Genomic DNA, 11,952 nt, shown 5'->3' on the forward strand with positions numbered 1-11,952 from the left:
TATGATGGATTCACCATCATATATGTTGAGCAAAATAGCTGAAAAAGACAATTTAACTGTATACGAGCTTTTTTTGGTCCTAATCATCCAGGAATGCATGGTAATTTTGGCTATGTACTTGAAATGATAGGGACAGAAATAGTTAAAGTTAGACCCAATGCAGGACATTTGCATAGAGGATTTGAAAAATTAATGGAACAGAAGCTGTGGGTTCAAAATATAGCACTTGTTCCTAGAATATGTGTTGCTGATCCAGATCCCAATGAAGTAGCCTATTGTACAGCCATTGAAAAGATACTAAGGGTTGACATCCCAGATAGAGCAAAATTTTTAAGAACAATCACTCTTGAAATGAGCAGGCTGTCTTCTTTCTTAATGGGAATGGGTGCCCTTGCTGCAGCTGTAGGTCTATATACGGCTATGAACATTATGACCGCCGATAGGGACTTAATACTTGATTTATTCGAATGGTTAACAGGAGCAAGAGTATACCACATGTTTAGCATACCAGGAGGCGTTAGAAATGATTTGCCTGATGGTTTTGTAGAAAGACTATATAAAGTATTGGACCATTTAGAAAAAAGGCTAATTGAATATGATAAATTACTGTTTGAAAATCCTATAATCCACAAAAGATTAAAAGGATTAGGTTATGTCTCTAAAGAAGATGCAGTAAAATATGGGCTTACTGGCCCGAATCTTAGAGCATCAGGTAACCCCTATGATGTAAGAGTTGATGATCCATATGCAGCTTACCCCTACCTTGACGTTAGAGTAATAACACAAGAAGGTGGAGATGCATTAACTAGGGCTATTCAAATAAGATTGGAGTTTGAAGAAACGATTAATCTTATAAGGCGGGCACTTAAGACTATGCCAGAAGGAGAGATTAGACTAAATCTTGGAAATCTTTCGGCACTTAAAGTGCCAAAAGGAGAAGCATATGCAAAAGTTGAATCGTCAAAGGGAGAGTTTGGATATTATGTAGTGTCAGACGGCGGAATGAAGCCATACAGAGTTGCGGTTAGAGGTCCTTCTCTTCCTGCAGGATTACTGCTTGCGCAAAAACATCTTCCCAAAATGAAAATAGATGATGTAGCTGCGTGGATGGCATCACTTGCAATTTGTCCGCCTGATATAGATAAATAGGAGGGAAGTAACGATATGTCACTGGGAGATAAGAGTGTATATTCCCCGCTTACTAATCTTAAAAATTTATTTAAAAAACCTATGACAGTAAAATATCCCAAAGAAATTTTGAAAGTGTTTCCAAAAGATGGCGTATCGCCTATTTATAGAGGGCTTCATACCAATGATTTAAACAAATGTATTGGATGTGGAATGTGCCAGAGAATATGTCCTTTCGATGCTATAGAAATGAAAGTTATTGGCGAAAATGAGCAAGGCAGAGCTATTAAAAAACCAGTTGTTGATTATGGAAGGTGTAGTTTTTGTGGATTTTGCGTAGATGTTTGTCCAACTAACTCATTAAAGATGTCAAGACATTATATATACAAAGTAAAGACAGTAAAATCGATGAGTGCAAAGGAAGAGGTAGAGCATATAAAGCAAAAATTTAAGCTTCTGCCGGATGAATCTTTGGGAGATGATATAGGGTATAATACTGGGAAAACCAAGAAAATATTAGGATAAAAATTACTCATTGTGATTATATTGATAAACATATGCAAAAGTAGGAGGTATAATATATGGTAACAGCATTAGTTGTAATTTTGGTGCTTATTCTGTTATTGCCATTTGTGGTAAAACAAGTAGAACACAATTTGGAATATTTTTTATTTACAATGGGAATTATATCTGTAATTGTGTCAAAACAATTTAGTGCAGAATTGTTTTTCCATATTTTCAAAAATCCACTCATTTACTATATTACTTTAGCAGTTTTGATTGCAGGGTTAATTTTTACATTGTTAAAAGAAAAATTGAAAATAGGTGTTGAAAAAGTTGCAGATAAAATATCTTTGAGGCTTTTTGCATTCATTATAATCGTGGTACTTGGGCTTATGTCAAGCATTATTACAGCAATAATTGCCTCTTTGGTTTTGGTTGAAGTCGTAAACTACTTGCCTCTTACTAGAAAAAACAAAATAAATTTAATTGTCATTGCTTGTTTCTCCATAGGCCTTGGTGCTGTTTTAACGCCTGTAGGGGAGCCACTGGCTACTATTGTTGTATCCAAGTTACATGCCGACTTCTTTTATCTTGCACGATTAATAGGTATTGATATAATAATTGCAATTTTAGCTCTTGGATTAATAGGAACATTTTTTGCAAAAAGAGAAAGTGGGATAGGTGAGCCTACAGAAGATGTTGAGGCAGATGAGAATATAAAAGAAGTATTCATTAGAGCTTTTAAAGTATTCGTCTTTATTTTTGCATTAGAGCTACTTGGAACAGGTTTTAAGCCTATAATTGATTTATATATTGTTAAAATGAAAAGTGAGCTTTTATACTGGGTAAATACAATTTCCGCAATTGTTGATAATGCTACGCTAGCAGCAGCAGAAATTTCTCCATCAATGACGCCGGAACAGATAAGAGCTATTTTAATGGGAATGCTTATTAGTGGAGGGATGTTAATTCCAGGTAATATTCCAAACATCATTTCAGCGGGAAAATTAAAAATAAAAAGTACAGAATGGGCACGAACTGCTGTTCCTCTAGGTGCAATACTTTTGATAGTGTATTATATTGTATTGTTTGTGATCTAAATAAATTCAAGTAGGAGTATACTTGACACTTAAATAATTCTCTGATAAAATACCTTTATGCAGAGTACAAATAAAAAGCCACAGGTTTATTTTGTGGGCATGCATATTTACGGTGGACTGTATGATTAATAGATTCATGGAAGCTGCTATTTTAGAGGCGAAGAAAAGTTACCAACTTGGAGAAGTACCTGTTGGAGCTGTTATTGTAAAAGATGGACAAATAATTGGGAAAGGATTCAATCAAAAAGAATCATCAAATGATGCAACAACTCATGCGGAAATATTAGCGATAAAAGAAGCTTGTAAAACTCTTGGCAGTTGGAGACTTGATGACTGTAGCATGTATGTGACTTTAGAGCCTTGCCCTATGTGCGCTGGAGCTATTTTAGAATCCCGCATAAAGAGGGTATATATAGGAGCGGAAAGTGAAAGAACAGGTGCTGCAGGTACAGTAGTTGATATTTTAAATAACAGCTATTTAGGAAGTAAAACAGAAGTGTATTTTGGAATAATGGAAGAGGAATGCAAAACTCTTTTAAAAGATTTTTTTGAAAATTTAAGGGGATAAGTGCGGAGAGATGGCTGAGTGGTCGAAAGCGCTCGCCTCGAAAGCGAGTGGGCGAATTTTTCGCCTCGTGAGTTCGAATCTCACTCTCTCCGCCATGAAAATTGAATAAAAAGGTGGAGTAATTACATGGGTTGAAGTCCAGTAAAACGTGGAGAGATGACCGAGTGGACGAAGGTGCACGACTGGAAATCGTGTGTACCCTTTAAAAGGGGTACCGAGGGTTCGAATCCCTCTCTCTCCGCCATGAAAAAGGTAATTCTTGGCCGTACTAGATGGGGAGGTAGCGGTGCCCTGTAACCTGCAACCCGCTATAGCAGGGTCGAATTCCCAGGCTGAGGCCTGACCATTGTAAGGTCTGGCATAAGTAAGTGGCGTTGATACTTGAGTCCTGCGCAACGGAAATTTGCGAACCCCGTCAGGTCCGGAAGGAAGCAGCGGTAAGCAAACACTTCCGTGTGCCGCAGGGGAGCTTGAGTGGAGCTAACTGCTTATGTAACGCTTATGGTGGCAGGTCGAAGCTGGGTGTACGGCCTTTTATTTTTGTTCTTTTACTGGAAAATATTTCTTATTATTTTTTATAACTCTTACTTAAAATGTGAAGGCTTTTAGCCGAAATAAATATAGGGAACTTATTCTTACAAAAGAAAAGAGATGGAGGATAGTATGTTTAAAAGATATTATAATACACGGATATTTTTTACTTTATTTGGAATTTCTGTAATTGTTTACTCGTTGTCATTAGCTCATTTTTTGTTAGGGTTTGAAAATAGAGTTTTTATAGGGGGAATAATTTTATTAATTTCGCTGGGGTTATCGAGTTTTTTATCTAAAAAATTGTCTGAACCTATTAAAAAATTAAACGAAGCTGTTAAAAGGATTTCTCGCGGGGATTTTGATTATCAGTTAAATATTACTGATTCAAAAGAGTTTAGGGAACTTTCAGAGAATTTTAATTCCATGGCTAGAGACTTATCTCAAAGTTATAAAAAATTAAAAGAACAGACGGAAAGTTTAATACAACAAAATGAAGAATTACAGGAGTTTAACGCGGAATTAGAAGCTTCCTACGAGCAGTTAGAGACTTTGACTCATGAATTAGAAATTTCTGAAAGAAAGTATCGATTGTTAGTAGAAAATATTCGGGATATTTTGTGGGTGACTGATAAAAATTTTATTATTGAATTTGTCAATTCACGAGTTATAAGGTATTTAAATTATACTCCTCACGAATTGATAGGAAAAAGCATTTTTGAAATTGTAGATGAAGACAGCAGAGAAATCTTGAAAAACATGATGGAAGGTAAAATTAATTTTTCAGAAATCAATTTTAAAAACAAAGAAGGCTTATTGGTTATAACAGAAACCCATGTTAAAAGGCTAAAAATTGATGAAGAAGTGGTAGGCATTCAAGGCATTTCTCGAGATATTACAGAAATGTATTATGTAAAAAAACAGATAGCTGAAAAGAATAATGAAATATTGGCTATTAGTGATGTAGGAAGGCTACTTACATCGGGAAGTGACATAAAAGAGGTATTGAATAACATAGTAGAAAAAGTTGCTGAATTGTTAAATTCACCTTTGTGCACTATAAGAGAATATAATCCGTATTTTCATAAGTTTGTTTTACTTGTAAAAGGGGGAGAATTAAAAGATTATCCTGTCTATGAAGAAATTAAATTATCAGAAGAGGACATAAATGAATTAGTAAATCAAAAAGAAATAAAAATAAAAGATGTAGAAGAGTTTTCTCATAGTGAAAAAATAACACCTATTTTTGCAGCTAAAGATGTTTATTCAGTTGTGATAGTGCCTTTAATTTTTAGAAATGAAACTAAGGGAATTTTAACAGTTTGGACTGCAGCAAATACGGTCAAAAATATGAGTTTATTGAGATCTATTGCCAGCGCAGTGTCTGTGGCAATTGAAAATTCCAAACTGTATGACGAGATTAAAAAAGTCTATATAAAGACTATAGAAGCTTTAGCTTATGCAATGGAAGCAAAGGATTTATATACGAAAGGACATTCTATGAGAGTATCTCAATATGCTGTTTTAATAGGGGAATATATGGGCTTTTCAAGGGAAAAAATAGAACAATTAAGGATTGCAGGGATATTACATGATATAGGAAAGATAGGTATATCTGATACTATTCTTCTAAAGAAAGGCAAACTCTCGGAAGAAGAGTATAACGTTATAAAAAGTCATCCAGAGATATCAAGAAAAATTTTAATGCCTATAGATCTGCCGAAAGAAATATTAGAAGCTATTTCCAAACACCATGAACGATATGATGGGAAAGGTTATCCTTATGGTTTAAAAGGCGAAGAAATCCCTATAGAAGCAGCAATTCTTGGTGTGGCTGATGCCTTTGATGCAATGACTTCTGATAGAGCTTATAGAAAAGGAATGACTATTGAAGAAGCAGTAAATGAAATTTTAAGACATAAAGGTACTCAATTTCATCCTGAAATAGTAGATGTATTTATCTCAATTTACATGAATGCGAGGCAAAAGCTAGAGGAAGTAAAAAATCAGATATTTGAAAGTGTTTCTTAAAATTTTAGATGTAGAAATATATCTTTTTTTTGTTACAATTGAAAATAACGAGGTGTTAAACATGTATCAGTCTTTGTATAGAAAGTATAGGCCAAGAAGTTTTAAAGAAGTGGTGGGGCAAGAACATATTGTAAGAACTTTAAAAAACCAAATAAAGTTAAAAAAGATAGGACATGCTTATCTCTTTACAGGTACAAGAGGAACAGGAAAAACCAGTGTAGCTAAGATTTTTGCAAAAGCAGTTAATTGTTTAAATAATAAAGATGGAGAGCCTTGTAATTCTTGTGAGATTTGTCAAGCTATAAATAACAACACTACGATGGATGTTTTAGAGATTGATGCTGCGTCTAATAACAGTGTAAATGATGTAAGAGAATTGAGAGAATCTGTAATTTACTCTCCATCCATAGCTAAGTACAAAGTATATATAATTGATGAGGTGCATATGCTTTCTACAGGGGCTTTTAATGCTCTTTTAAAGACATTGGAAGAGCCACCTCCTCATGTGATTTTTATTCTTGCGACTACAGAGCCGGACAAATTGCCAGATACTATTTTATCCCGCTGTCAAAGGTTTGACTTTAAAAAAATACCTACTCGATTAATAGCGCAAAATCTTGAAAAAATTTGCATTGACAGCAACATAAAAATTGAAGAGAAGGGTCTTAAAACTATCGCACTTTATGGCAATGGTTCTATGAGAGATGCTATTAGTCTTTTAGAACAATGTGCTTCTTATAAAGAAGGCCTTATAACCTATGAAGATGTATGCGAAATGTTAGGTGTAGCTAATGATGAAATGTTATTTTCTCTTTTAGATTACATGAATGCTAAAGATGTAGCAGCTTCATTGAAACAATTAGATAAAATTTTGTCTTATGGAATAGACGTGGGGAATTTTTTAAAGTCCTTAACTTATATTTTGAGAGATATGGTGCTTTACAAAACAGGAGGAGAGGAATTAAAAGAAATTTTATACAGCGATGTAGAAACTGTAAAAGAAAGAGTGCAAAACTTTGGTACAGCTTTTTTGACTAACGCTTTAGAAAAATTTACAAATCTACAAAAAGAAGTTAGATATGCTATATCTCCGTTAACCCTTTTAGAAGTGACTATTTTGAGGTTGATAAAGCCGGAAATTTCTTACGATATGATGAGTTTGCTAGCAAGAGTAGAACAAATAGAAGACAAATTAGAAAAAGGACAATTTTTTCTGAGGGAAGAAAAAGAAGAGAAAAATAAAAAAATAAATTCGCCAGAAGAAGAAAAAGAAGAAAACGTGGCATCGCAAATAGTACAGCAAGAGGATATAGATCTAGAAAAGGTGTGGGCTGAAGTAAAAGAAATGATAAAAAAAGAAAGAATAGCTTTGTATGCCTTTATAGAAAAAGGGATTCCTTATTTAAAAAAAGGAACAATTGTGGTAGAATATCCTGAAGAGTATGCTTTATTAAAGGAGGAATTGAGCAAAGCGGAAAACAAAAGTTTTATTGAAGGAATATTAAAAGAACTAGTTGGGAAGGCAATTCCTTTGAAGTTTGAATTAAGAAAAAATGAAGAGGAATTACTTGTACAGCAAGTTAAGGAGTTTTTTGGTGAAGATATAGAGATAATATAATTTTCACAAATAATTCAAAAAAGCATATAAATATTTTTAGAATAAAATTTAGGAGGTTATAGTGTTATGGCAAAAGGCGGATTTCCGGGCGGGTTTAATATAAATAACATGATTAAACAAGCCCAACAGATGCAAGAAGAAATAAAGAAAATGCAAGAAGAGCTAATGCAAAAGACTGTAGAAGCTACTGTCGGTGGTGGGATGGTAAAAGCAGTTGCTAATGGCAGAAAAGAACTTGTAAGTATTGAAATAAATCCTGATGTTGTAGATAAAGATGATGTAGAAACGTTAGAAGACCTTGTATTAGCTGCGGTTAATCAAGCGTTAAGGAATGCAGAAGAAATGATTGCTTCTGAAATGGCAAAGATAACCGGAGGACTAAACATTCCTGGACTGTTTTGAGGTGAAAAAATGAACTATTATTCTACTTCTATAGCGAAGCTTATAGAAGAACTGTCAAAGTTGCCCGGTATAGGTCCTAAAACAGCACAAAGGCTTGCTTTTTTCATAATAAATATGCCTTTGGAAGAGGTAAAAAGCTTGTCTCAAGCGATTATTGATGCAAAAGAAAAGATAAAGTATTGTAGAATTTGTTATAACATAACTGACACAGAGGTTTGTAACATATGTAGTGATAAAGAAAGAGATCATTCTCTTATATGTGTTGTTTCTCATCCTATGGATGTTGTTGCAATGGAGAAAATACGAGAGTATAAAGGAGTGTATCATGTACTTCATGGTGTTATTTCTCCTATAGAGGGCGTTGGCCCTGAAGATATAAAAATTAAAGAACTTTTAGACAGAGTAAAAAATGGAAATGTAAAAGAAGTCATACTTGCTACAAATCCTGACATAGAAGGAGAAGCGACAGCAATGTACATTGCTAAGCTATTAAAACCGTTAGGAATAAAAGTCACAAGGATTGCTCATGGGGTGCCGGTAGGTGGTGACTTGGAATACACCGATGTTGTAACTCTTTCAAGGGCTCTTGAAGGTAGAAGAGAATTGTAAAAGGTATTGCATTTTCATTTGTACTTTATTATAATAAATTTGTAGTAAATAACAGAAGGCGATGGAGCTCGCCATAAATGCGGAAACGCTGATGGCTCCTATTAGGATGATATAAGGCCTAATAGGAGCTTTTTATTGCCCAAAAATGTAAACAGAAAGGGAGATTTTCATGGAATACATCTATATAGGGATTGGAGGATTTTTTGGAGCAGTACTAAGATATTTAATAACAATTTACTTTACAAAGATGTATCACACTGCATTTCCCTTTGAAACTTTTATGATAAATATTTTAGGTTCGTTTTTGTTAAGTTTTATTGCTAATTTTACTATGGATGAGTACAAGGTAAATACTAATTTGAGATTGGCGATAACAACAGGATTTATTGGGGCTTTTACAACATTTTCTACTTTTAGTATGGAAACAATAAATTTATTAAAAGCAGGGAAAGATTATATTGCTCTAAGTTATATAATTTTATCAATATTTGGAGGCCTTTTGATGTCTTATTTAGGATTTGAATTTGCTGACAAAACTTTTGACTTACTAAAGGAGCGGGAGGAAGAACAGTGACAAGTATACTATATGTAGGAATTGGAGGAATTTTGGGAGCAATATTGAGATATGAAATATCGCGGCATATAAAGGAAAACCGAGAGATAGTTATTCCTATCGAAACTTTTATTATAAATGTATTAGGTGCGTTTTTATTAAACTTTTTATCAAGTCCTAAAATAAATGTAAATTTAAGCTATGATGTTAAACTTTTTCTGACAACGGGATTTCTAGGTGCTTTTACAACATACTCAACTTTTTCCCATGAGACAGTAGACTTAATCAAGAATAAAAAATATTTTCATGCATTTATATATATGTCCTTAACAATTATATTTGGACTAATAGGAGGAGTATTGGGATATTATCTCGGAAATTATATGGGAAAATTGATTTGATTGGTGTATAATATATGTCAGTAGAAAATAAATATCAGTTAGGAGGAATAAAATGTGAATTTGAATTATAATAATCTGCTGTCTGCTTTATCTTTGGCCCTTGACGTGCAAGAGTATAAGAACATGGGACATGCAAGAAGGGTGGCTTATATTTCTCTAAGGATTTCTGAGATGCTGAATTTGGATGAAAAAGAAACAAAAAAAGTGTATTATTCTGCTTTGTTACATGATATAGGACAAGGAGATATATACGAAGATTTTAACAAAGACGAATGGTGGAAACACAGTGAAAGAGGAAGTGAAATTGTAAAGAAGTTGCCCTTTGGAGAAAATTTTTCGGATATTATAAGATATCATCATGAAAATTACGATGGAAGCGGACATTTTAAACTAAATGGCGATTCTATTCCTTTAGGAGCTCAGATTGTTTTTATATCTGATCAATTTGATATACGGTACACCTCATCGGTTGGGAAAGAAAGTGAGTATAATATTCGGAATAATATCAAAGAAGGTATAAAAAGTGGTACTGGCAAGATGTTTAATCCCGTGGTTGCAAATGCATTACTTGACCTTACAAGACAAGAAAAATTTTGGCTTGATTATAAATTTTTTGATATAAAAAGTATATTAAAAAGGATTGAACCTAAAGACACGGTTTCAATAGGAATTAATGAATTAGAGGATATAGCAGAGGTTTTTGCACAGATTATCGATAATAGAAGCCGTTTTACCTATAACCATTCTAAAGGTATTTCAAAGTTAGCTTATGAAATGGCTAAGGTGATAGGATATGATGAAGAAACTTCTCGAAAAATAAAAATTGCGGGATTGCTTCATGACCTTGGAAAGCTAGCCATACCTAATTCTATTCTTGACAAACCGGACAAGCTTACTGAAGAGGAGTTTATGGTTATAAAATCTCATACCTATTATACTAAAGAAATACTCAAAGAAATAGGAGGAATAGATGATATAGCAGAATGGGCCGCAAATCATCACGAGAAATTAGATGGAAGCGGGTATCCTGAGGGATTAAAAGGTGACGAAATTGGAGAGATTGATAGACATGTGGCGGTTTGTGACATGTATCAAGCATTGACAGAAGACAGGCCTTATAGAAAGGGACTTGAACCGAAGCAGGCGATAGACATTATTGCAAAATCGGTGAAAGATAATAAAGTAAGCGGAGAGTCTTTAGAAATTTTAAAAGAAGTGGTACTTTGATGTATACTCAACCGTATTTTAGGAAATAATACGGTTGAGGAGGTATATTATGGGAATGCTTTTCGATTATTTAAAAGAGATTGCGGTAACAAAAAATATATATGACTACAATAGTGAGAACTATCAATTGGTAAATGAAGTGAGACAAACGATAAAAGAATTGAAAGATGCAGAAATTTATTTTCAAAGTGTCACAGACCCTGACTTAGTAGATTATGCTATATATCGGTTAGAGAGTTTAAAGAGAAAGTACATATATTTATTGAAAAAAGCAAAAAAAGAGGGAATAAATTTTGATAATTTTTCGTCCCTCCTATCATAATTTGTCCTCCCCCTAAGTATAAATATAACAGTAGACTCTTAGGGGGTTTTTGTATGAATATAAGCATTGAATACAATATAATCATTGCTTACTTAATTGGCTTGTTTTTACTTTATCTTTTAGGATGGTTATTAGTAGTTCCAAGAAAAATTTTGCTAAGAATTATAATAAATGGAATTATTGGCGGCTTAATTTTGTTTATTATCAATTTGATAGGAAAATCTCTTGGATTATATATTGCTATAAATCCTGTGACTGCTCTTGTTGTAGGCTTTTTGGGTATTCCAGGAATTATCCTTTTGATAATTTTGCAGCATATTGTTTGAAATCACTACAAAAATAAACAGTTTAAATAAGCCTCCTTTTTGGAATAATAATTGTGTAAAAAAGATAAAAGGAGGATTATTATGACTGTTAAGAGTGATATGGAAAAAGCTATTGCAGCCGCACAATCGGCTCTTGGAACCTATGCGCAATTTGCAAGCTCTACAGATGACCCTGCTGCAAAACAAATGTTTCAACAGATGCAACAAGATATGCAAAGACATGTCACTATGCTTACTAATAGGTTAAATTATATAAATGCCCATAACAAACTAAATCAACAGTCTCAAGCTACACAGCAAGCGACACAACAAAATCAACAAAATGTTCTCACAAATAAAAAGTGAAAAGATAATTTATAAGGAGGCCTTGTGCCTCCGCTCTATTTTAATACAATGTTTACCTGATTTAAACTCATAAAAATGAGGATTATGATGCAATAATAAGATATATTCATTAAATAGCTGTTATTTGGGTTTAATAAATATTTTTAAATGTTGTTATTGATATATATTTGTGATATAGTATATACACGCAAGAATGATGTGTTGCTTGTAAGATTGAATAGTCATAGCATAAATTTCCAACATATAAGTACTTGACAAAGGTAATAGAATTTGATAATATAGAGAAG

15 protein-coding genes, 2 tRNA genes, 1 other RNA gene and 1 riboswitch are annotated in these 11,952 nt (G+C 33.4%); all 18 genes read left to right on the forward strand.

Going from position 1 to position 11,952, the window contains the following annotated elements; translation table 11 throughout:
- Position 1: 1 nt before the first annotated feature.
- The 18 genes from OEI98_RS00240 to OEI98_RS00325 all read left to right on the forward strand — a co-directional run bounded on the left by OEI98_RS00240 (position 2) and on the right by OEI98_RS00325 (position 11,665).
- Positions 2–127, forward strand: a complete 126-nt coding sequence (locus OEI98_RS00240; protein WP_266038844.1) for a hypothetical protein — start codon at positions 2–4, stop codon at positions 125–127.
- Positions 124–1,149, forward strand: a complete 1,026-nt coding sequence (locus OEI98_RS00245) for an NADH-quinone oxidoreductase subunit D (protein ID WP_266038846.1) — start codon at positions 124–126, stop codon at positions 1,147–1,149. Before OEI98_RS00240 ends, OEI98_RS00245 begins: the two co-directional genes overlap by 4 nt.
- Before the next feature lie 15 nt (positions 1,150–1,164).
- On the forward strand, positions 1,165–1,653 hold the full coding sequence (locus OEI98_RS00250; RefSeq protein ID WP_003869953.1) for a 4Fe-4S binding protein: 489 nt from the start codon (positions 1,165–1,167) through the stop codon (positions 1,651–1,653).
- 56 nt (positions 1,654–1,709) lie between these two features.
- Complete coding sequence (locus tag OEI98_RS00255; protein ID WP_003869952.1) at positions 1,710–2,732, forward strand: DUF1646 domain-containing protein; 1,023 nt, start codon at positions 1,710–1,712, stop codon at positions 2,730–2,732.
- A 121-nt stretch (positions 2,733–2,853) separates the two neighbouring features.
- Complete coding sequence (gene tadA, locus OEI98_RS00260) at positions 2,854–3,300, forward strand: tRNA adenosine(34) deaminase TadA (RefSeq protein ID WP_003869951.1); 447 nt, start codon at positions 2,854–2,856, stop codon at positions 3,298–3,300.
- A 4-nt stretch (positions 3,301–3,304) separates the two neighbouring features.
- Positions 3,305–3,395 (forward strand) — tRNA-Ser (locus OEI98_RS00265).
- A gap of 55 nt (positions 3,396–3,450) precedes the next feature.
- A tRNA-Ser gene (locus tag OEI98_RS00270) sits at positions 3,451–3,544 on the forward strand.
- 19 nt (positions 3,545–3,563) lie between these two features.
- Positions 3,564–3,830, forward strand: an RNA gene (gene ffs, locus OEI98_RS00275) — signal recognition particle sRNA large type.
- Positions 3,831–3,963: 133 nt separating this feature from the next.
- Positions 3,964–5,862, forward strand: a complete 1,899-nt coding sequence (locus OEI98_RS00280; RefSeq protein WP_003869950.1) for an HD domain-containing phosphohydrolase — start codon at positions 3,964–3,966, stop codon at positions 5,860–5,862.
- Between the two features lie 61 nt (positions 5,863–5,923).
- Entirely contained in the window at positions 5,924–7,480 is a 1,557-nt protein-coding gene (gene dnaX / locus OEI98_RS00285) for a DNA polymerase III subunit gamma/tau (RefSeq protein WP_003869949.1), read from the forward strand.
- Positions 7,481–7,546: 66 nt separating this feature from the next.
- Positions 7,547–7,882, forward strand: a complete 336-nt coding sequence (locus tag OEI98_RS00290) for a YbaB/EbfC family nucleoid-associated protein (protein ID WP_003869948.1) — start codon at positions 7,547–7,549, stop codon at positions 7,880–7,882.
- A gap of 9 nt (positions 7,883–7,891) precedes the next feature.
- Positions 7,892–8,491, forward strand: coding sequence for a recombination mediator RecR (recR, locus tag OEI98_RS00295; protein ID WP_003869947.1), 600 nt, complete (start codon positions 7,892–7,894; stop codon positions 8,489–8,491).
- Between the two features lie 48 nt (positions 8,492–8,539).
- A riboswitch (Fluoride riboswitch) is annotated at positions 8,540–8,599 on the forward strand.
- A gap of 61 nt (positions 8,600–8,660) precedes the next feature.
- On the forward strand, positions 8,661–9,065 hold the full coding sequence (crcB, locus tag OEI98_RS00300; protein WP_003869946.1) for a fluoride efflux transporter CrcB: 405 nt from the start codon (positions 8,661–8,663) through the stop codon (positions 9,063–9,065).
- Positions 9,062–9,445: a fluoride efflux transporter CrcB gene (crcB, locus tag OEI98_RS00305; protein ID WP_003869945.1), complete on the forward strand. Its 384-nt coding sequence runs from the start codon at positions 9,062–9,064 to the stop codon at positions 9,443–9,445. The genes crcB (OEI98_RS00300) and crcB (OEI98_RS00305) overlap by 4 nt, the downstream gene beginning before the upstream one ends.
- Before the next feature lie 54 nt (positions 9,446–9,499).
- Positions 9,500–10,672, forward strand: a complete 1,173-nt coding sequence (locus OEI98_RS00310; protein WP_266038854.1) for an HD-GYP domain-containing protein — start codon at positions 9,500–9,502, stop codon at positions 10,670–10,672.
- Between the two features lie 49 nt (positions 10,673–10,721).
- A complete protein-coding gene (locus OEI98_RS00315) occupies positions 10,722–10,994 on the forward strand; it encodes a DUF2508 family protein (RefSeq protein ID WP_004399444.1) in 273 nt (90 codons plus the stop codon).
- A gap of 53 nt (positions 10,995–11,047) precedes the next feature.
- Positions 11,048–11,320 carry a pro-sigmaK processing inhibitor BofA family protein gene (locus OEI98_RS00320; RefSeq protein ID WP_003869941.1) on the forward strand — a complete coding sequence of 91 codons (273 nt, stop codon included), beginning with the start codon at positions 11,048–11,050 and terminating at the stop codon, positions 11,318–11,320.
- Between the two features lie 81 nt (positions 11,321–11,401).
- Positions 11,402–11,665, forward strand: coding sequence for a DUF1657 domain-containing protein (locus OEI98_RS00325; RefSeq protein WP_003869940.1), 264 nt, complete (start codon positions 11,402–11,404; stop codon positions 11,663–11,665).
- The last annotated feature ends 287 nt before the right edge of the window (positions 11,666–11,952 follow it).

Origin of the sequence: Thermoanaerobacter sp. RKWS2 (assembly GCF_026240795.1) — a bacterium.
Classification (GTDB): domain Bacteria; phylum Bacillota; class Thermoanaerobacteria; order Thermoanaerobacterales; family Thermoanaerobacteraceae; genus Thermoanaerobacter; species Thermoanaerobacter ethanolicus.

Coding starts and splice junctions, on each gene's coding strand:
- OEI98_RS00240 (WP_266038844.1), top strand. CDS start 2: ATGATGGATTCACCATCATATATGTTGAGCAAAATAGCTGAAAAAGAC.
- OEI98_RS00245 (WP_266038846.1), top strand. CDS start 124: ATGATAGGGACAGAAATAGTTAAAGTTAGACCCAATGCAGGACATTTG.
- OEI98_RS00250 (WP_003869953.1), top strand. CDS start 1,165: ATGTCACTGGGAGATAAGAGTGTATATTCCCCGCTTACTAATCTTAAA.
- OEI98_RS00255 (WP_003869952.1), top strand. CDS start 1,710: ATGGTAACAGCATTAGTTGTAATTTTGGTGCTTATTCTGTTATTGCCA.
- tadA (WP_003869951.1), top strand. CDS start 2,854: ATGATTAATAGATTCATGGAAGCTGCTATTTTAGAGGCGAAGAAAAGT.
- OEI98_RS00280 (WP_003869950.1), top strand. CDS start 3,964: ATGTTTAAAAGATATTATAATACACGGATATTTTTTACTTTATTTGGA.
- dnaX (WP_003869949.1), top strand. CDS start 5,924: ATGTATCAGTCTTTGTATAGAAAGTATAGGCCAAGAAGTTTTAAAGAA.
- OEI98_RS00290 (WP_003869948.1), top strand. CDS start 7,547: ATGGCAAAAGGCGGATTTCCGGGCGGGTTTAATATAAATAACATGATT.
- recR (WP_003869947.1), top strand. CDS start 7,892: ATGAACTATTATTCTACTTCTATAGCGAAGCTTATAGAAGAACTGTCA.
- crcB (WP_003869946.1), top strand. CDS start 8,661: ATGGAATACATCTATATAGGGATTGGAGGATTTTTTGGAGCAGTACTA.
- OEI98_RS00315 (WP_004399444.1), top strand. CDS start 10,722: ATGGGAATGCTTTTCGATTATTTAAAAGAGATTGCGGTAACAAAAAAT.
- OEI98_RS00320 (WP_003869941.1), top strand. CDS start 11,048: ATGAATATAAGCATTGAATACAATATAATCATTGCTTACTTAATTGGC.
- OEI98_RS00325 (WP_003869940.1), top strand. CDS start 11,402: ATGACTGTTAAGAGTGATATGGAAAAAGCTATTGCAGCCGCACAATCG.